This window comes from Thalassovita mediterranea, from assembly GCA_019448215.1.
GTDB lineage: Bacteria > Pseudomonadota > Alphaproteobacteria > Caulobacterales > Hyphomonadaceae > Henriciella.
Window position 1 is genome coordinate 1,498,777 of the sequence record CP080408.1, and the last position, 18,870, is coordinate 1,517,646.

The 18,870-nt window shown below is 61.1% G+C and carries 21 protein-coding genes and 3 tRNA genes; 10 read left to right on the plus strand and 14 right to left on the minus strand.

Annotated features, from left to right (window positions below):
- Positions 1-4: 4 nt before the first annotated feature.
- Together KUV46_07435 and KUV46_07440 are read right to left on the minus strand one after the other, a co-directional pair.
- Positions 5-78, minus strand: a tRNA-Gly gene (locus KUV46_07435).
- A gap of 311 nt (positions 79-389) precedes the next feature.
- A tRNA-Tyr gene (locus KUV46_07440) sits at positions 390-474 on the minus strand.
- Between the two features lie 98 nt (positions 475-572).
- On the opposite strand from KUV46_07440, the gene rlmB reads away from it, so the two are divergent.
- Both rlmB and KUV46_07450 read left to right on the plus strand, forming a co-directional pair.
- The gene (gene rlmB / locus KUV46_07445) at positions 573-1,343 is read left to right on the plus strand and encodes a 23S rRNA (guanosine(2251)-2'-O)-methyltransferase RlmB (GenBank protein QYJ02211.1); all 771 of its coding nucleotides are present in this window, start codon (positions 573-575) and stop codon (positions 1,341-1,343) included.
- Entirely contained in the window at positions 1,343-2,212 is an 870-nt protein-coding gene (locus KUV46_07450; protein ID QYJ02212.1) for an alpha/beta hydrolase, read from the plus strand. The genes rlmB and KUV46_07450 overlap by 1 nt, the downstream gene beginning before the upstream one ends.
- Here the strand turns inward: KUV46_07450 and KUV46_07455 are convergent.
- The 3 genes from KUV46_07455 to KUV46_07465 form a co-directional block, all read right to left on the minus strand.
- Positions 2,184-2,513: a hypothetical protein gene (locus KUV46_07455; protein ID QYJ02213.1), complete on the minus strand. Its 330-nt coding sequence runs from the start codon at positions 2,511-2,513 to the stop codon at positions 2,184-2,186. The genes KUV46_07450 and KUV46_07455 overlap by 29 nt on opposite strands.
- An 8-nt stretch (positions 2,514-2,521) precedes the next feature.
- Positions 2,522-3,559: an alpha/beta hydrolase gene (locus KUV46_07460; protein QYJ02214.1), complete on the minus strand. Its 1,038-nt coding sequence runs from the start codon at positions 3,557-3,559 to the stop codon at positions 2,522-2,524.
- A gap of 75 nt (positions 3,560-3,634) precedes the next feature.
- Positions 3,635-4,246 carry a trimeric intracellular cation channel family protein gene (locus tag KUV46_07465; GenBank protein QYJ02215.1) on the minus strand — a complete coding sequence of 204 codons (612 nt, stop codon included), beginning with the start codon at positions 4,244-4,246 and terminating at the stop codon, positions 3,635-3,637.
- Positions 4,247-4,420: 174 nt separating this feature from the next.
- On the opposite strand from KUV46_07465, the gene thpD reads away from it, so the two are divergent.
- Positions 4,421-5,428, plus strand: coding sequence for an ectoine hydroxylase (gene thpD / locus KUV46_07470; GenBank protein ID QYJ02216.1), 1,008 nt, complete (start codon positions 4,421-4,423; stop codon positions 5,426-5,428).
- Positions 5,429-5,468: 40 nt separating this feature from the next.
- Here the strand turns inward: thpD and KUV46_07475 are convergent, their stop codons facing one another.
- Positions 5,469-6,545 (minus strand): GNAT family N-acetyltransferase, encoded by a 1,077-nt coding sequence (locus KUV46_07475; protein ID QYJ02217.1) that lies wholly within the window; start codon positions 6,543-6,545, stop codon positions 5,469-5,471.
- A gap of 94 nt (positions 6,546-6,639) precedes the next feature.
- Positions 6,640-6,713 (minus strand) — tRNA-Gly (locus KUV46_07480).
- Between the two features lie 149 nt (positions 6,714-6,862).
- Between KUV46_07480 and KUV46_07485 the strand changes: the two genes are divergently transcribed.
- Positions 6,863-7,810 (plus strand): radical SAM protein, encoded by a 948-nt coding sequence (locus tag KUV46_07485; protein ID QYJ02218.1) that lies wholly within the window; start codon positions 6,863-6,865, stop codon positions 7,808-7,810.
- A 5-nt stretch (positions 7,811-7,815) separates the two neighbouring features.
- Here the strand turns inward: KUV46_07485 and KUV46_07490 are convergent, their stop codons facing one another.
- From KUV46_07490 to KUV46_07500, 3 genes are read right to left on the minus strand one after another with little or no spacing between them, the layout of a single operon-like run.
- Entirely contained in the window at positions 7,816-8,034 is a 219-nt protein-coding gene (locus tag KUV46_07490) for a helix-turn-helix transcriptional regulator (GenBank protein ID QYJ02219.1), read from the minus strand.
- Positions 8,035-8,045: 11 nt separating this feature from the next.
- A complete protein-coding gene (locus tag KUV46_07495) occupies positions 8,046-8,456 on the minus strand; it encodes a hypothetical protein (protein ID QYJ02220.1) in 411 nt (136 codons plus the stop codon).
- Between the two features lie 39 nt (positions 8,457-8,495).
- Complete coding sequence (locus tag KUV46_07500; GenBank protein QYJ02221.1) at positions 8,496-8,930, minus strand: hypothetical protein; 435 nt, start codon at positions 8,928-8,930, stop codon at positions 8,496-8,498.
- Positions 8,931-9,049: 119 nt separating this feature from the next.
- Here KUV46_07500 and KUV46_07505 point away from each other — a divergent pair, with 119 nt between their 5' ends.
- A complete protein-coding gene (locus tag KUV46_07505) occupies positions 9,050-10,357 on the plus strand; it encodes an MFS transporter (GenBank protein QYJ02222.1) in 1,308 nt (435 codons plus the stop codon).
- A gap of 3 nt (positions 10,358-10,360) precedes the next feature.
- Here KUV46_07505 and KUV46_07510 read toward each other — a convergent pair whose 3' ends face one another.
- From KUV46_07510 to KUV46_07520, 3 genes are all read right to left on the minus strand, one after another.
- On the minus strand, positions 10,361-12,100 hold the full coding sequence (locus KUV46_07510) for an amidohydrolase family protein (GenBank protein QYJ02223.1): 1,740 nt from the start codon (positions 12,098-12,100) through the stop codon (positions 10,361-10,363).
- Positions 12,101-12,204: 104 nt separating this feature from the next.
- Entirely contained in the window at positions 12,205-12,711 is a 507-nt protein-coding gene (locus KUV46_07515; protein QYJ02224.1) for a hypothetical protein, read from the minus strand.
- Between the two features lie 76 nt (positions 12,712-12,787).
- The gene (locus KUV46_07520) at positions 12,788-13,804 is read right to left on the minus strand and encodes a 2'-deoxycytidine 5'-triphosphate deaminase (GenBank protein QYJ02225.1); all 1,017 of its coding nucleotides are present in this window, start codon (positions 13,802-13,804) and stop codon (positions 12,788-12,790) included.
- 63 nt (positions 13,805-13,867) lie between these two features.
- Between KUV46_07520 and metZ the strand changes: the two genes are divergently transcribed.
- Genes metZ through KUV46_07540 form a run of 4 tightly spaced genes read left to right on the plus strand, consistent with a single transcriptional unit; the run spans position 13,868 to position 17,137 of the window.
- Positions 13,868-15,064, plus strand: a complete 1,197-nt coding sequence (gene metZ / locus KUV46_07525) for an O-succinylhomoserine sulfhydrylase (GenBank protein QYJ02226.1) — start codon at positions 13,868-13,870, stop codon at positions 15,062-15,064.
- 18 nt (positions 15,065-15,082) lie between these two features.
- Complete coding sequence (apaG, locus tag KUV46_07530; GenBank protein QYJ02227.1) at positions 15,083-15,499, plus strand: Co2+/Mg2+ efflux protein ApaG; 417 nt, start codon at positions 15,083-15,085, stop codon at positions 15,497-15,499.
- Between the two features lie 58 nt (positions 15,500-15,557).
- Positions 15,558-16,457 (plus strand): DMT family transporter, encoded by a 900-nt coding sequence (locus tag KUV46_07535; protein QYJ02228.1) that lies wholly within the window; start codon positions 15,558-15,560, stop codon positions 16,455-16,457.
- On the plus strand, positions 16,454-17,137 hold the full coding sequence (locus tag KUV46_07540; protein ID QYJ02229.1) for an N-acetylmuramoyl-L-alanine amidase: 684 nt from the start codon (positions 16,454-16,456) through the stop codon (positions 17,135-17,137). The genes KUV46_07535 and KUV46_07540 overlap by 4 nt, the downstream gene beginning before the upstream one ends.
- Here KUV46_07540 and KUV46_07545 read toward each other — a convergent pair.
- Positions 17,122-18,060, minus strand: a complete 939-nt coding sequence (locus KUV46_07545) for a YihY/virulence factor BrkB family protein (protein ID QYJ02230.1) — start codon at positions 18,058-18,060, stop codon at positions 17,122-17,124. The two genes, KUV46_07540 and KUV46_07545, sit on opposite strands and share 16 nt — an antisense overlap.
- Positions 18,061-18,273: 213 nt before the next feature.
- Here KUV46_07545 and KUV46_07550 point away from each other — a divergent pair, with 213 nt between their 5' ends.
- Complete coding sequence (locus KUV46_07550) at positions 18,274-18,801, plus strand: hypothetical protein (GenBank protein ID QYJ02231.1); 528 nt, start codon at positions 18,274-18,276, stop codon at positions 18,799-18,801.
- Positions 18,802-18,870 lie beyond the last annotated feature (69 nt).

An 18,870-nucleotide genomic window follows, 5' to 3' on the forward strand; every position in this document is an offset into this window, starting at 1 on the left:
GGCCTGGAGCGGATAGCGGGAATCGAACCCGCATCCTCAGCTTGGAAGGCTGCTGCACTACCATTGTGCTATATCCGCGCGCCAGAGGGCCACGAGATACTTCGGGGCGCGGCGCGATGCAAGGGAAGAGGCACGCGGATGGCAGTGGGGATGATGGCGGCTCGAAGTGACTTCGTTGGCGACCGCTGACCCGCAGCCCTGAGCATGCTTCATGTGACGAGCGCAGCGAGGATACGGAAGCAAAGTAAAGCCAGGCAGCCCTGAGCGCGATCCATCGCGGAACGTAGTGGAGCGGGGATCAATCAAGAAAAGCCCCTGCCGGGGCATTTGCTTGCCTAAAATCAGTCCCCCGGACTGATTTTTTGAGCTGACGCTCAACCGGCAGCAAATGGTGGAGGGGACAGGATTCGAACCTGTGTACGCTATGCGGGCAGATTTACAGTCTGCTGCCTTTAACCACTCGGCCACCCCTCCAGGGATTGCCTTGCAGCGTCGGTAATTGACGCTGCCACATCAGACCGCCAAAAGGCTGTCATCAACAACCCGGTCGCTCCGAAGCGCGCTTTATAGGGATGAAGCCCATTCCACGCAACCATGAGAAACGGCGATTTGCAGCGCGATCTGCACCAGACCCGAATGAGCCGCTCTGGCTCTGGGGGCAGCATGCCGTCGAAGCCGCAATTTCCAACAAGAACAGGGTCATTCTGCGCTGGGTCGCAACAGAGAATGCGGCCAAGCGCACCGGCCTTGAGGGCTTTGAAGTCATGGACCAGAAGGCGCTCAGCAAGCTGCTGCCGCCTGGCGCGGTCCATCAGGGCATCGCCATCAAGGTCGAGCCGGCCGAGCCGGCCGCACTGGAAGACGTGATCAACCGTCCTGATGCGCCGGACACGTTGTGCATTCTCGACCAGATTTCGGACCCGCATAATCTCGGCGCCATCTTCCGCTCGGCTGCCGCATTCGGTGTCGGCGGCCTTGTTCTGCAGACGCGGCATACGCCGCCGCTGACGGGCGTGGTCGCCAAGTCTGCGGCAGGCGCCATCGAGACGGTGGAGGAAATCCGCGTCGTGAACATCGCCCGCGCGCTCGATGCGCTGGGGGCGGCGGGCTATCACACGGTGGGTCTTGCCGGTGAAGGACAGGAACATCTTTCTGATTCCGTCAGCGGCGCGCGCAAGATCGCCTTCGTGATGGGGGCTGAAGGATCAGGCCTTCGCCCGGCGGTCGCGAAGGCATGCGCAACGCTGGCGCGCATCCCGATGGTGCCCGGCATGGAAAGTCTCAACGTTTCCAACGCGGCAGCCATTGCCTTCTACGAAGCGATGCGGTCAAAACGGCTTTGATGACACTTCTCGGACCGACTTCGCACACCTATTTCTCGCAGCGCCTGAAGCTGCACTATGCCGACTGGGGCAATGAAGACGCGCCGCCGCTCCTTCTGGTGCATGGCGGGCGTGACCATTGCCGCAGCTGGGACTGGACGGCAGAGGCCCTTCGCAAGGACTGGCACGTCATTGCGCCAGACCTTCGCGGCCATGGCGACAGCGCCTGGTCGCCTGAAGGCAATTACAACATGCAGGCGTATATCTACGACCTTGCCCAGCTGATCCACCAGCTGAAGCTTGCGCCTGTCACCATCGTGTCCCATTCGCTCGGCGGGAATATCTGCCTGCGCTATACCGGCCTCTATCCGGAGAATGTCCGCAAGATCGTCGCGATCGAAGGCCTCGGGCCAAGCCCGAGCCGCCTGGAAGAACGCCGCAAGACGCCGTGGCAGGATCACTTCCGCAAGATGATCGATGACAAGCGCGGTCTCGCTGGCCGCCAGCCCAAGCGGTACGAGTCGCTCGAGCAGGCCTATGCCCGCATGAAGGAAGAGAACAGCTTCCTGACGGCCGAGCAGGCACGCCACCTCACCATTAATGGTATCGCCCGCAATGAGGACGGTACCTATTCTTGGAAGTTCGACAATTACCTCCGCGTCTGGGAGTCAGTCGACATCACACATGAGCAGGTGGCTGAGCTCTGGTCGAATATCAGCTGTCCGACCCTGCTGCTCTATGGCGAGAAAAGCTGGGCCTCGAACCCGGCCGAAGATGGCCGGATCAAGCATTTCAAACATGCCGACGTGAAGATGTTCCCCGAAGCGGGTCACTGGCTGCACCATGACCAGTTCGATCTCTTCATCGAGACGCTTCAGGATTTTCTCTGATCTCTCCTGACCACAAATAGGTGTCTAGCGTTAGTTCGCGCGCCGGAAGACGCTCTTCGACGCAGGCCCGCATTCTCTCCCAGACCTCTTCGGGGACAGGGTCCTTGCGGGTGCAATCGTCTCGCGCCTTGCTGGACGGCCAGCAGGCAATCGCGCACCAGATATTGTCCGCTTCGTGGAACAGGGAGGAGCCGTAGCTGCCGCACTGCGCCTTGATGATCCGCGTCGCCTCACCCCAGCTGTCGCGGAAGGTGTCTTCCTGGCCGGTCTTTAGCTTCCAGCGATATATAACCGTGAACATCGGCGCGGTCAGTTTGACACCTCTTTCAGGAACTGCGCGATGCTGGCCGCTGTCCGGCGGCTGATGTCGGGGCACATATGCGCGGCGATTTCAGTGCCGTGGCTGGTGCCCATGACATTGCGGCATTGGGCAGGCTGTCCGGCGCGCAGCAGCAGGCGGTAGAACTCGATACCTTCATCGCGCAGCGGGTCGCACTCATTCACGCTGATCATCACGGGCGGCAGGCCTTTTACGTCCTTCTCGCTGGCAAAGAGCGGCCAGGCGAGCGGATCCTTCGCTTCATAGGCGTCGATGCCGTAGGCGATTGCCGCGCCCATGCCTTCAAGATGGAGCAGGATGCCATTGTTCTCGGTGCTGGAGGGCAGGCGATCGTCAGGCCACTTGCCCGCGATGTAAGGGCAAAGCGCATAGAGGCCTTTGACGATGCTAACATCGCCATCCCGGTTGAGCTTGAGGCCCGTCGCAAGCGTAAGATTGCCGCCGCCGCTTTCGCCCGCGACGATGATCCGGTCCTTGTCGATGCCGAGCTTGCCGGCATTCTCGCTGACCCATCTGACGCCCGACACACAGTCATTGAGGCCAGCTGGAAAAGGCTCAATCTCTGGGGCCGAGGAGGGGCGCAGACTGTTGCGGAAATCGACCATGGCGATTGCCATGCCCTGATGCGCCAGCAGGCGGCCCCAGGTCCGGTACATCGCGTCGAAGCAGGAGAAGTCCTGCATGCCGCCGCCATGGATGTAATAGACGCAAGGCAGCTCTCCGGCGCCTTCCGGCTTGATGAGCTGGATCTTCACCGTGTTGCCATCGGGCTGCGAGGTGAACTCATGGGTTGAGATATCGAGGCCCTTCGTCGGCGCCAGCGGCTCAGTGTCGATCTGGGAGAAGAGCTTTTGCACCATAGCGGCGCGTTCGTTTGCTTCCGGCGAATTGGCGCGTGCGACCATTTCCTCGCGCGTCGTCGCCGGGTTCGGCGCTGGCTGCGGCATGGTTGTAAGCATTGCGCGAATGCGCGGGTCCAGTCTTGGATCGTCTGCGCCCTTTGCCATTCTTATCCTCCCTTTGGCATTTCTTGTTGCTGTGCCTTAGCACGGGGAGGGCGGCTGAGGCAGGGGCTCGCGAGGTCAACCTTTAGCGCGCGGCAGCTTGATGCCGAAGATGATGGCCATCGCCCGGGAGATGAAGGCGGTCGCCATGCCTGCGGCAAAGGCGATGGCTTCGGGCGCGCCAAGTGCAACCGCAGCGAAATAGACGCCGGACCCGGCCAGTGCGCAGGTCGCGTAAAGCTCACCCTCTTTCAGCACCAGCGGTTCTTCATTGGCGATCACATCGCGCAGCAGGCCGCCCGCGCTTGCCGTGATCGCGCCCATGATCACGACGACCAGAAAGCCATGGCCGAGCGACATGGCCTTGGCTGCGCCCGTGACAGCGAAGAGCGACATCCCCACCGCGTCTGGCCAGCGAAGGGCGCGGAACTGGCTGACATAGCGATAGAACAGGAAAGCGGTGAGCCCGCCTGCAATCGCCAGCACAAGTGTCAGCGTATCTGACAGCCAGAAGACGGGCGCGCCAAGCAGAAGGTCGCGCAGCGTGCCCCCGCCAATGGCAGGCAGGAAAGCGAGCACGATAACGCCGAGCAGGTCCATCTCCTTGCGCACAGCGAGCACGCCGCCCGAGATGGCAAAGACGAACACGCCGAACCTGTCGGCAAAGGCGATGAGAAGATCTGGGCTCATGGGCAGCCTTGTGACTGAGAAGCATCAAAGCGTCCAGCGTTTCGCCTCGGTAGACCCACACCCCGCCCGGTTGCACGCCTCAACCGCGGCGTCTGCATAACCTCAATTAAGATAAGGACTATTCGTGGAATTCTCTTGCAACCTATAGGTGTGTCCCAGCGTAGGTGCGGCCAGATGGGCGGCTTGAGCTGCCATCATAATCAAGAACTGGCGCAGAAAGCGCCCGCGAAACCAAGAGGATCAGAACGATTAGCCATGCAACAGTTGCAAGAGGACCGATACACCACAAGGCTGAACACGAGACCTGAACAGATCGCCCGCCGCGACGATGTCGTGCACGCCCGCGGCGATACCACGCCGCCGATCGACCCGGAGCTCATCCGGAATTTCGAACGCGACGGCTTCATGGTGCTGGAAGATGTTTTCTCACCTCAGGAGGTCGCCCGCATGCGCGGTACGGCGAATGAGATGCGCGACTATCCAGACAGCCTCGCCGATGAAACCGTCATCTCAGAGCGCGATAGTGGAGCCGTCCGCTCCGTCTTTGCGATCCACCGCCAGACCAGCGACTTCGATGTTGTCGCGCGTGACCCACGACTGGCCGATGTCGCCCGGTACATCCTCGACGATGAGGTCTACATCCATCAGTCACGCCTGAACTATAAACCAGCCTTCAAGGGCAAGGAGTTCTACTGGCACTCCGACTTCGAGACATGGCACGCCGAAGATGGCATGCCGGATATGCGCGCCCTCTCCATGTCCGTGATGTTGACGGATAATCACCCGCAGGCTGGCCCTGTCATGTTCGTCCCGGGCAGCCATGAGACCTTCATCTCCTGCGTCGGTGAAACGCCTGAAGACAATTACAAGTCGTCGCTCAAGCGTCAGGAAACCGGCATTCCGGATGCCGATTCCATCGCACAGCTTGTCGATGAAGGCGGCATTGTCGCCCCGGCTCCGAAGGCAGGTTCCGTCGTGATCTTCGACTGCAACACGCTGCACGCCTCGAATGGCAATATAACCCCGTTCGAACGGATGAACGCCTTCTTCGTATTCAATGCGTGGTCCAACCGCCTGAAGGCCCCGTTCGCGGCGAATTCGCAGCGTCCTGAGCACATTGCTCACCGCCGGGTGGAAAAGCCGCTCGCACCGCTTTCGAAAGTGACGGGTAGACTGTCCTAGACGGCAACACTGCAAAAACGGCCTGCCACGACAGGCAAACTCAAGCCCGCAATGCCCCGGCCAGCATGACCCGGTGGTACTTGCGGGCAAGCTTTGCCGGCAAATCAAGCAGGGCGTTCTGGCCCTCGATCCGGGTCGTGACGCCGGTCAATGATGTCGCGATTTTTTGCGGCGCTCTAATGGCAAGCGAGCCCCCTTTGACCGGCGACATCCAGCTTCCCATACGGTGTTTGAACTCGACGTCGCCAAGTCCAAGGTGAATCTCCTGGATACCCTGCTCGGCGCTCCATTCGGCGAGGCTGAACAGGAGGACGAGACCAGGTCTCAGCTTTGAATGCTGCTCCTCATAAGCCGGGAACCAGTAGTGCAGGACGCGCTCTGAACGCATATTGAAGCACACGGCGACGAGTTCGCCCTTGATGCGAAGCGTCGAGAGGACGCCGCGCGCATCGGGGGCGTTTGTCTCCTGCAGGGTCTCCAGCAAGCGACGTGGCCATTCGAGTGAAAACAGCGGGAAGTGCCCAGACTGCCTGTAGGCGATCTGTTTAAGCTCCAGCAGCCGGTCAAAAGCTTCAGCGTCGACCAGATCATGCTCGACCTGCGTGTCCGCATCGCTCAAGAGCTTCTCGGCCTTGCGGTATTCGCGCCGCAAGGTGGTCGAGGCTGCCTGCCTCTCCTCAAGCCAGGCCTCATAGCCGTCCGACAGGTCCATGATGTGATTGCCGTCGCCGACATGACCGATGAGGCCATGGCGCTGCTGATTGTTCGGCGTCGCTGTGAACGCGTAGCCGCCAATGTGACGCGACACGGCCCGCTGGCTGAGATCGAGGACGGTATCTGGCGCTGCGACGATACCATGAAGGTCATCCATCGGCCCGCCGACAGGGCGGGCGGTGCCTAGAGGCCCCGGCCTGATGGGCCAATAGGCGACAGGTTTGCCTGCATGGCTGAACCGGATGATCTTGACGCCGGGCCGGGCGGCTTCGGCAGCAGCAATATAGGAATAGGAGAAATAGGGGCTCCAGAGGCATGGATCGCTCGCCTGCAAGGTAGCCCAAGCTTCCCGGTCAGCCCCGGTCAGGTCAGAAAAATCAATATAGTCCGCGTGCGTGCCCATGCGGGATGCTTAACAGAAAACCGGTTAAGGCGATCAAAACCGAAGCGAGGAATTTGCCACATCGGGAGACTATTCAGCTGGAAGATGAGGCGGCTGGAGCGGGTGAAGGGAATCGAACCCTCGTCTTAAGCTTGGGAAGCTTCTGCTCTACCATTGAGCTACACCCGCGCGCCGGCCGGTCTGGCTGAATAGCTTTTCTGGCGGGAAACGCCAGCGATTTGTCAGCCCGGGCCCTCAGTTGGGACGCGTTCACATCTGCGCGAGTGCATGAAAACGGCTGCTTGTCATGCTGGTGTGCAAGACTAATGTCCGGGCCCATGGCGCATACGACATTGATCGAACAGAAGTTTCGCGACCCTTTCGTCACGGCGAAGGGGGAGACCCGTGGGTCAGTGGACTGGCGCGGCCTCAAAACGCTGTGGCTGAATACCGGCACGCTCTGTAATATTGAGTGCCGCAACTGCTACATCAAAAGCTCTCCGACCAATGATGACCTCGTCTATCTGACGCTTGGCGACGTGGTGCCGTTTCTTGATGAGATCGACGCCCTGGCTGAGGGCACAAAGGAGATCGGCATTACCGGCGGTGAACCCTTCATGTGCCCGGATATCCTGGCAATCATGGAAGAGGTGCTGACCCGCGGTCACACGCTGCTTGTCCTGACCAATGCAATGCGCCCGATGATGCGTCCGAAAATCCGCGAGGGCCTGCTCGCGCTCAATGAGCGGTTTGGCGACAGGATCACGATGCGTGTGTCGATGGATCACCATTCGCAGCCACTTCACGATGCTGAGCGCGGCGCCGGCAGTTTCGAGATTGCCGGTGAAGGCCTCGCCTGGCTCGCCTCGAATGGTTTCTCAGTCGCCATCGCCGGGCGGCAGGACTTGGCTGAGAGCGAGGCGGAAGCCCGCCTTGGCTATGGGGCGCTTATCGAAAGGCTCGGGCTACGCATCGATCCGGCTGATACAAAGGCGCTCGTCCTGTTTCCTGAAATGATCGAGGGCGATAGCCCGCCAGAAATCACCACGGCCTGCTGGGGCATTCTCGATGTCGATCCGGGCGACATGATGTGCGCCAGTCAGCGCATGGTCATCCGGCGCAAAGGCGCAGGCCGCGCCACAGTGACGGCCTGCACCCTGCTGGCTTATGCGCCGGAGTTTGAACTTGGCGACACGCTGGCCGCCGCGACTGAAGACCCGGTCCAGCTGAACCACCCCTGGTGCGCGACCTTCTGCGTGCTGGGCGGAGCAAGCTGTTCAGCCTGAGCGGCCTATTCCGCAGCCTTCACGGCTGGTGCGGCCGGGTCCTGAAAGACTTCCTCAATCGACTTGCCGAACAGGCGGGCAATGGCAAAGGCCAGCGGTAGGGACGGGTCGTACTTGCCCGTCTCGATGGCGTTTACTGACTGGCGTGACACGTCGAGCTGTTCGGCCAGTGCGGCTTGGCTCCAGCCCTGCTCGGCGCGAAGGGTGCGGATGATATTCTCCATGAAGCGCCCCATCAGACCGTCTTGCCGGTCATGCTGTCCCAGCAGTAGGTCAGCCCATAGGCGAGGAAAAAGAAAGGCCCGAACCAGAAGACGTTGAGGCCGGGTATCACGTCCCAGAGCTGGAAGCTCCCAACGACCCAGATGGCACTCATCGTGATGGCACCGCCCTTTGCAAAGGCCTGAAGCTGGCGCATCCTTGTATACTCATCGGTCTCATCTGAGTGGCGCAGCATGAGCCACATGATGAAGACGAGCGGCGCACTCGTCAGGATGGACAAGGCGCCCGTCATCCAGACCGGCGACGTGTCCTTGTCCACCAGTATCGCGCCGCCGATACAGGCCGCCACATATGCGATCACGGCGGGCCAATAGAGGCGCTTATATCTCTTGCGGGCGGTGTTGAATCCAAGTTGCTGGGCCATATGCGGCCTCCAATTCTAGTCAGTGTTGTGTGTGAGTGATCAGGCGCGAAGCGCGAGAATACCGGCAGAGTCCTTGCCTTCGGCGAGTGAGGCGCGAAGCATCTGCGCCGTCATCGTCTTGTAGAGGATGAAGAAGCCCGGCATCGCGTAGACAGGGATCGCCTCGGACGGGATCCAGCCCATCTGTGCGATCAGGTTCTGGAAAATGATCATGCCGATGGTGAAAAGACCGGCCTGAACGCTCGTTACCCTGTCGATGGCTCTGTCGAACTCATCGCCGCGGCGGTATTTCATGAGCATGAATGAGAAGGCGACAAGCGTGCCAGAGAGCATGCCGACGCCGCCCCATTGCACGGTGAGTGTTTCGCTTTCGATCGCTCGTGCGGCGATGGCGCCCGTGGCGCACAGGCCCAGCCCGCCAAAGATGCGTGCCCAGAATTTTCCGAGCTCGAGATCCTGTTTTTCTTCCTGCATTTCAAGTTCCAGTCTTGTCGTGTTTCCTTGACATTATGACAAGGAAACTTGTCAGTCAAGCGTCCTTGACAAAATTCGTGCTTTCCCACTGCCGACGCAGGGTATAGGACAGCCCACCCATGGCGCTTGCTCCTTCCCTTCACGTCTTCAGGCACCGCGCATACCTGCATTTCTGGCTGATGCGGGTGTCGATCGCGGCGGCGCGCCAGATGGAAGCCATCACAATCGGCTATCAGGTCTATGACCTCGCCCGCAGGCCCGCAGAAACGGGCGGGCTTGGCTGGAGCATTGAGGAATCGGCCTTCCTGCTGGGCCTTGTCGGCCTCGCGCAATTCGTGCCCGTGCTCCTGCTCTCGCTTGTCGGGGGACAGGCCGCAGACCGGCTTAACAGGAAGATGATCCTGATCGTGTCGAACACGGTGCGGGTGCTGCTCTCCTTCGGCCTTCTGGCTTCGGTCTTCCTGCCCGCATCGAATGCGCTGCCGATTATTTTTGGCGTTGCGATCATGCTCGGCTGCGTCAACGCGTTTACGCCCGCCGCCGCCAATTCGCTTTTCCCGCGTCTCGTCCCGCGAAAGGAGCTGCCAAACGCGATCGCTTGGAATTCACTCGGCTTCCAGACGGCCGTGATCGTGGGCCCTGCTGTCGGCGGGCTGATTTATGGCTTCTTTGGTGCGGCCACGGTGTACACGGTGGCCATCATCCTCGCCTCCTTCGCCATTCTCGCCATCGCGACGGCAAAGACGCCGCCGCATGAGAAAGTCCTGAATGTGCGTGGTTGGTCCATGGTGTTTGAAGGGCTTGGCTATATCCGCCGCAACAAGATCGTCCTCGGCGCCATCTCTCTGGACCTGGTCGTTGTCTTTTTTGGCGGGGCCAAGGCGCTGCTACCAGTCTTTGCGCGCGACATCCTGCATGTCGGGCAGGAAGGCCTCGGCATTCTTGCTGCATCGCCCGCAATCGGGGCGGCCACAGTGGCCTTCATCCTCGCGACACGCCCGCTTACCCGCCACACCGGCCCATGGATGATGTGGGCGGTCGGCATCTATGGCGTCGCGACTCTGGTCTTTGGCCTGTCGCCTTACTTCTTCCTCTCCATGGCAGCGCTGATCGTGACGGGCGCGGCCGATGAGATTTCCGTCTATGTCCGCGCCTCGCTGATCCAGCTCGCGACGCCCGATGAGATGAAGGGCCGTGTGTCTTCGGTCTCCTTCATCTTTATCTCCGCTTCCAATGAGCTTGGAGAGTTCGAGAGCGGTGTCGCCGCTAGGCTGCTTGGCCCTGTCGGCGCGGTCGTATTTGGCGGCTGCGCAGCGATCACAACTGCGCTTCTGTGGACGCGGCTTTTCCCCGACCTCGCCCGCGCGGACCGGTTCGAGAATATCGAGGAACAGGCCGTCAGCGAAAAGCCGCCAGCTAGCACCTGACGTCTATTCTGCCGCGACCTTTGCCTGCGCCGGGACGCTTTGCGCGCCGCGCACTAGCCGCCCCGGCTTTGCCCCCGTCGGGTCACCGTCGCGATAGATCGTCTGGCCCGCCACGATGGTCGCGGTATAGCCGCTGGCCCGCTGCATGAGGCGGCGGCCATTTGCCGGCAGGTCCCGCAGGATGACGGGACGGTGCAGGGTCAGACTGCCATAATCGATGACATTCAGGTCTGCGCGATAGCCCGGCGCGATTAGCCCGCGATCATGCAGGCCGATCCAGTGGGCGGTGTCCGCCGTCTGGCGTTTGACCGTCCATTCCAGTGAGAATTTCGGCCCACGTGAGCGGTCACGCGTCCAATGGGTCAGCATGCTGGTCGGGAAAGAGCCGTCGCAGATCATGCCGACATGGGCCCCACCATCTGACAGCCCCGGAATGGTCGCCTTGCTGCTCAGCATTTCATAGGACGGGTCGAGCGAGCCGTTCGCATAGTTGAGGAAGGGCAAGTACAGCATGCCTCGCCCGTCATCCTCGAGCAGGATATCGAGCGCGGCTTCCTCATTGGTGACGCCGCGCGCCTTGGCGATGGCCTCGACGGTGCGGTCGGCTTCCGGCTCATAGTCCGGCACGGCATCGAGGGTGAATAGCTTGCCGAAATTGCGCAGCAGGCTTTTCACGAATGGATTGTTCGGGTCCGGCCTGGATGAGAGCAGCCGCGCGCGGAAGTCAGGATCGCGCAGGGCAGCGACCTTCTCCTGAAGCGTCTTGTCCTTGATCTCCTGATAGACCGGATGGGCTGTGAACGGGTTCATGGTGAGGTCGAGGCCGAGAAGCACGCCGACCGGTCGGCCGCAGACCTGTGCCCGCATTGGCAGGCCGTCATCGACCGCATCTTCAATGGCACCGAGCAGCACACGCCAGCCTTCCGGCGCGACATCGGACTGGGCCAGCGAGACAGACAGCGGGCGGCCCGTCCGCTCCACGATCCGGCGCAGCATGGCCGCTTCCTTTTTCGGGTCATCAAAGTCCGACACGAATTGCAGAACGCCTTTGCCGGCTTCCTTCAGCGCCATGCCGATACCGGTCAGCTCTTCTTCGCTGGCGGTCAGCGTCGGGGTGGGCTGGCCGTCAGAGGTGCGATGGTTCAGCGTGCGGGAGGTCGAAAAGCCGAGTGCGCCAGACTCAACCGCTTCGCGGGCGAGCTTTGCCATGGCGGCGATATCGTCGGCAGTCGCTTCCTCGCGATTGGCCCCGCGCTCACCCATCACGAAGACGCGTAGTGCCGCATGAGGCAGCTGCGCCCCGAAGTCGATGTCGAAATTCTTGTCCGACAGGCTTTCGAGATATTGCGGGAAGCTCTCCCAATCCCACGGAAGGCCGGTCGAGAGGACGGGGAACGGAATATCCTCAACGCCTTCCATGAGGCGGATGAGCCGGTCGTGATCCTGTTCGCGGCAAGGGGCAAACCCGACGCCGCAATTGCCCATGATGGCTGTGGTGACGCCGTGGATCGAGGATGGCGTCAGCGTGTCGCCCCAGGTGACCTGCCCGTCATAGTGCGTGTGCACATCGACAAAGCCGGGGGTGACGATTTCGCCCTTTGCGTCGATCTCTTCGCGGCCCTTGGTGGGGACGTTTCCGACGCTGGTGATCCGGCCACCATCGATGGCAATATCGGCTTCCCGGCCGGGCGCTCCTGTTCCGTCGACGACGAAACCATTGCGAATGACGAGATCATGGGTCATGGGCGTTCCTCCGTTCGGCCTGCTCTTATGGCAGGCCTGTCTGGCTAGAGAGAAACGCCCCTGACGTTTGGTAAGTCAATCGGAACCGCAGTCCCGAAAACCGCCTAAGCAGCCGGGCAGGTGCCTGTGTCTTCCATGCTGTTATCGATGCGGTCGATCACGTCACCAATCATGCGGACGCCAGCCATGGTGCCCTGCGCTGCTTCGCCTTCCGCGTCGGTCATGGCGGCGCTCATCATGCGGCTGACGACATCTTCGGCGCCTTCACCGCTGGCTTCCATGCCGTCGGTCACTTCTTCAAGCGTGATGAGCATCTGCGCACGCTCGTCTTCCGGGCTATTGTCGATGACGTCCACGAAGCACGCGCAGAAGCCTTCCGTGTCGGTGCCCATGTCGACGAAGCTTTCCTGCGCTTCCGGGTCGCTTGCGAGGATCAGGCAGTCGGCTTCCAGCGCGGCCACGTCATCGACTTCTGGCGCTTGAGCTTCCTCGGCCGCCTCGATCACGGTTTCGTCTGCGGTTTCAGCGCTTTCGACCGGGTCGGTTTCGCCGCCGCCGCAAGCTGCAAGCGCGAGACCGGCAACGGCCGCGCTAAGGATTTGGAATTTCATGGCTTAAGCCCCCAAAGTTGCAAGGATGCGGCAATCCAAAAGGCTGCCGGATACATTGTCCAGCGATTTCAGGCTCTCAGGCAAAATGCTTGGACAGTTTGAGCCGCTGGCCCTGATAATTGCTCGACTTGCCGCCATAGAGCGCGGCCGGCTCGCCTGCCATGTCCTCATAGACGAGCTTTGCAACCGGCTGGCCGTGCTCGAGGATGAAGGGCACATCGCGTGAGCGAACCTCCAGAACGGCGCGCGAGCCGCCTGCATTCGTCCCGAAGCCCGGATCGAAGAAGCCAGCATAATGCGCACGAAACTCACCCAGTTCCGGCGCGACCGGGGCCATTTCGGCGGCCTGGCCGGGGGCGACGCTGACGCTTTCACGTGAAGCGAGGATATAGAAATCCTCAGGATTGAGCACGACTCGCCCCTTATGCGGGAAAAGCGGCTCCCAATAGTCAGCCACCTCATGGCCGCCAATAGCGCGAAGGTCGATCAGTCCGGCATGATGCTTGGCGCGCCAGCCAACTGGTTTGCCATCTGCGGCCTCCATGTCGATGGAGACGATCAGGTCGCTGACATTCTGCGGCTTGCCGCGGCGAAGACGCAGCTGGGCGAGCCGATCACCGGGCCGCGCGAGGATGGAATAGGTCCGCGGACTGATTTCCAGCCAGAGTGGGCCGTCATAGCCTTCCTGAATGTCGTCGAATGCATTGGCGCGGTCGGTGACGAGCCGGGTGAAAACATCGATCCGCCCGGTAGAACTTTTTGGGTTCGCGCGCCCTGAAATGCCGTCCGGCAGGCGTACGGTTTCCATCAGCGGGACGAGATAGACGCAGCCTGTTTCCAGCACGGCGCCTGCATCGGTCAGCGGGATTTCATGCAGCGCAAGGCCCGGCTCTTCCAGAACGTCGGTGACCCGGCGGCGATCGCCCGGCAGGAAGCTTGCCCGGATGCGATAGGCGACAGTGCCTAGACGAAGATCGAGGCTGGCAGGCTGGATCTGATCGGCGTCCAGCGGCCGGTCAGCCCTGATCGAGCCTTTCCCGAACAGCTCTTTCAATTCCCCGTCGGGCAGGACGCCCTGTCTTGGCTCAACCATGCCTTGATCCTTTTCCGTCAAGAGGCTTAAGACGGACCGCTCATGTTTGGAAGGATGAAGTCCATGGCGGCTGAAGATGGCAAGGACTGGAAACCAGCGACGAAACTCGTGCGCGGTGGCACGATGCGGTCCGAGTTCGGGGAGACCTCCGAAGCGATCTACCTGACCTCTGGCTATGCGTATGACAGCGCTGAGCAGGCGGCCCGCCGCATGTCCGGCGAAGAGGAAGGCTATGTCTATTCGCGCTATGCCAACCCGACGGTCCGTATGCTGGAAAACCGGCTCGCCATGCTGGAAGGCGCAGAGACAGCCCGCGTGACCTCGTCGGGCATGGGCGCCATCTCGACCGCGCTGATCGCACCTGTTGGTCAGGGTGACCGTGTCGTAGCGGCAAGCGCGCTTTTTGGCTCCTGCCGGGTCATCTGCCAGACGATCCTTCCGCGTTATGGCGTGGAGACCGAATTCGTTCAGGGCTCTGACCTCGATGCCTGGAAGAAGGCACTGTCGCGCCCGGCCAATTATGTTCTCATCGAATCGCCGTCCAATCCGCTTCTCGAAGCCGTGGACATCGCCGCCGTGGCAGAGCTCGCCCACAAGGCTGGCGCCAAGCTGATCGTCGACAACGTGTTTGCCACGCCGATCCTCCAGCGCCCGATGGAGCTTGGCGCGGACATCTCGGTCTATTCGGCGACCAAGCACATGGACGGCCAAGGCCGCGTTCTGGCCGGCGCGATCCTCGGTCCTACGGACTGGATGGAGGAGTTCATCGACCCATGGCTGCGCCATACCGGACCTGCCGCTTCTCCATTTAATGCATGGGTTGTCCTGAAGGGGCTGGAGACGCTGGACCTTCGCGTGCGTCAGGCCAGCAAGAACGCCGCGCGGCTCGCTGATGCCATCGCGGGGCATGAGAATGTTGCCGCCGTCCGCTATCCGGGGCGCAGCGACCATCCGCACTACGCGGTCCACGCAAAGCAGATGGAAGAGGGGGGCACGCTGATCGCCTTTTCGGTCAAGGGCGGACGCCCTGAAGCCTTCCGCGTGCTGAATGCGCTGAAGCTCGTTGATATCTCGAACAATCTTGGCGACACCAAGTCGCTCGCCTGTCATCCGGCCTCGACCACGCACCGCGCCCTCAATGAGGAAGAGCGCGCGTCGATGGGGCTTGATGAGAGCTGGATCCGTATCTCGGTCGGCCTTGAAGACGCGGGCGACCTCGAAGCCGATCTTCTCGCGGCGCTCTCGGCGATGAACGGCTAGGCTGGGGGCCCGACGCATATGGCATCGTCTCGAAAGGCCCTTCGCTATGAAGCGGTGACGGACGGCATGAAGATCGCCGTCACGCCGAAATTCCTCGATGAGGAATCGCTTCCGGCAAAGGGCCGCTATGTCTGGGCCTATACGATCGAGATGGAAAACAGCTCCGACACGACGTGGACGCTGACGCTTCGCCACTGGGACATCATCGACAGCTTCGGCAGGCGCCAGACGGTTGATGGCGAAGGTGTGGTTGGCCAGACCCCGCGTCTCGAGCCCGGTGACACCTTCCGCTATTCGTCCGGCGCGCCGCTGGCCGCACCGTCCGGCATGATGAGTGGCAGCTATACGTTCGTGTCGGATGACGGGGCTGAGTTTGTCGCACGCGTGCCAGCTTTCTCGCTCGACAGTCCCTACGACCAGAACCTTCCGAGCTAGCCCTTTCCCCGCCGAAAACCGGTGACGCGGGCGCAGAAACACTGCTAGAGCGCCAGTCATGGGTTTCCGCGATTTCCTGCTTCTCTTTGCCGTCTGCTTTGTCTGGGGGCTGAACCTCGTTGTGACCCGTTGGGTCGTCGCAGACGCCGCCGTGCCGCCTGTCTTCTTTGCGGCCGTCCGCTTTGCGGGTATCGCGCTCGTTCTCATTCCCTTCCTGTTTCCGGCGCCAAAACAGATGCTGACCCTGTTCGGCATTTCCATGTGTATGGGCGCGGTGCATTTCGCGCTGCTTTTCATGGGGCTTGCCAATGCTGAAGCGAGCGCGGTGTCCGTCACGGGCCAGCTTGGCGTGCCGTTCGCAACGCTGATGAGCATGGCGTTCCTTGGTGAGAAGGTCGGCTGGCGGCGCGGGCTCGGCATCATGCTGGCCTTTGCGGGGGTGACCCTGATCGCCTTCGACCCGGACAGTTTCTCGGTCAGCTTTGGCCTCATCTATGTGATTATCTCGGCCTTCATCGGCGCCTCTGGCGGCATCATGATGAAGAAGATGGCGCCGATCAGCGCGCTGCAGCTTCAGGCATGGCTCGGTCTTTTCAGCTTCGGCCCGCTCCTGATTTTCTCCTTCCTGACAGAAGGCGGACAGGTTGAGGCCTTTGTCGGCGGCGGCTGGCTGGTCTGGACCGCGACCGTGTTCGCTGTGCTTGGCGTCAGCGTCTTTGGTCATGGCGCCTATTATTACCTCATCAAGAAGTACGACATCTCGCTCCTCTCGCCGCTGACGCTGATGACGCCGCTCTGGGGCGTGGTCCTCGCGGTCAGCCTGCTTGGCGAACCGCTGACATCGCGCCTCGTGGTCGGTGCGGCAATTTCCCTGAGCGGGGTATTTGTCATTGCCCTGCGCCGGAACAAATCCCTTCCGGAAGCAGCCATTCCTGAAAAAGCCCGTGTGGTGAAATGAAGATTACGCGCCTCTCCAGCCCGAACTTCAATGACCGCCAGTTCCCGCTCGATATGCTGGTGCTGCACTATACCGGCATGGAAACGGGCGATGCGGCGATTGAGCGGCTCACCGACAAGGAGGCCGGTGTCTCCGCCCACTATGTCGTGCGCGAGACCGGCGAAATCCTGCAGCTGGTCGATGAGGACAAACGGGCATGGCATGCGGGCGTTTCCAGCTGGCAGGGCGATGAGGACCTCAACTCCCGCTCTGTCGGGATCGAGATCGTGAATGGCGGACATGACTGGCGCGCCCCCGATGGCACCCTGCCGGACTATCCGGACGCGCAGATCGAGGCGGTCGTTTCCTTGTCGAAAGCGATCATAGCCCGCTGGAATATCCCGGCGGACCGTGTCGTCGGTCACAGCGATATTGCGCCAGCCCGCAAGGCGGATCCAGGCGAGCATTTCCCTTGGCAACGCCTTTCCGAAGCGGGCATCGGGCTCTGGCCTTCGGTCAGCGCCGGGGCGGACCAGCCCGCCGAGATATCACTGCGCGCCATTGGGTATGACGTCAGCGACCTGACAGCGGCCATCACCGCATTCCAACGCCGCTGGATGCCAGACCGCGTTGACGGTCTGGACGACGCCGATCTGCGCGCCAGAGCTGCCGCGGTCGCTGCCGCCTATTCTGCAGGCTGATCTGGCGCGTCTTTCAGGACGCCGGTCGCTTCATCTTCCTCCGGTGACTTGTCAGAGAGGAGCCTCGACCATTCTACGGTCAGCGCGGCGCCCAGCAGCAGCGACGAGACCGAAACGACCAGCCAGATGAAGCCGAGAATGACGGACGCCAGTGCCCCATAGAAGGTGTCGAGCACCGAAATCCGAAGGTAAAGATGATAGGCCCAGGTCGCGACGCTCCAGCTGAAAGCGCCAGCGGCAGCCCCCATGGTCATCGACCGCGCAGAATTGATGCGTCCATAAAGCGACAGCGAGATGATCAGGTAGAAGATCACAAAGCAGGCGATGAATTTGCCCAGCCAGAGCTGGGCTGCAAAATCTGAAATGTCGCGCGCCAGAGAGAAAGCGACGAAGCCTTCGCGCTCGGTAGCAAAGGACATCAGAAGCTGCAGCGCGCCAAGCAACCAGACGATGAGGATGAGCATCGTCGTCATCAGCAGGGAGACGCCCTGGAAGCGGATAATGTTTGAGCGCCGCTCACTGCCGGCGACCATGCGGATGCCGGTAATGGCGGCCTTGGCTCCGGATGTCGCGGTGTAGAGCACGACCAGAACGGCGCCGACGGCCCGGATCGTCAAGCCTTGCGGGGTGGAATCCCGGATGGTGGCAAGATCAGCCTGCTGGAGCGGAGCAACGGCAGAAGTCAGCACCTGGTCGACCGTATTCGACAGCGCATCGGAAATGTCATGCGGCAGCAGCGAAAAGAGCAGGGTCAGCGTCAGATAGATTAGCGGGAAAATGGAGAAGAGCGCGTAGAAGCTGATCCCGCCTGTCACGATCCTCACTTCCGGGCGCGATAGCCGGACAATGGCGCGCCATAGCGGAAGGACGATCCAGCCTCGCAGGAATTGCGGCATTGGCAGTTTTGTCAGCCAGGCTTCCAATGAATTCTCCTGCGGCTCTCCGGGCCCACAACAACAAGCGCATGCCCGGCGATCATGTGAAGCTAACACTAGTCGGCAAAGCCGTCCTCATTCGAGTTGCTCCAAATCGGGGCGCGCCGGACCGGAAAACCCTCAACAGGGCCTACTTTCGGTTGAATTGAAGTCATGGACCGGTAAAGAATAATCCCTGTACCAAGCGTGGGGGAAGTTTTGATGCGTTTATTCCTGGTTCTTTCAGTCATAGCGAGCTTCGGATTGCCATTGCACTCAGCCTCTGCCGAGGGCTGGAAAATGCAGCGGGTCATGGCAAGCATGGACGTGAAGGGAAGTGCCACGGAGGATGTCACTTATACTTCGAGCAAGCTCTGGACGACCGACATGAGCAAGCCGGAAATCCGCTTTAGTTGCAGCAATCATTACGGCCTCAAGGTCACCATTTCTTTTGAACCGGCGGAAAATCCGGTTGGTAGGGTCGGCGTTGCCAGCATGGATGCCCGTAGTGTTCCTGTCTGGTTTGAGAATGGCGAAAAATCTACAGCAGCCTGGACCGTCGTTCGCCGTCTTCGCCGTATACAAACCCGTAGTAGCGGAACGGCGATCAGCATCTACAATGCCGTGGTGCGCGGAGAAACTTTTGATATCGACGAACCCTTCGGTGATCGGGTGACATTCACGCCGCCTCCGCCAAACCAGGAATTCGCTGACTTTGCCAGTGCGTGCTCTGTCACAAATGGTGGCTAGGATCACGCCATAGCTTCCTGCCGCCAGATTTGATTTCCTTGCTTTCTGCCGAGGCTAAGGATATGAGCC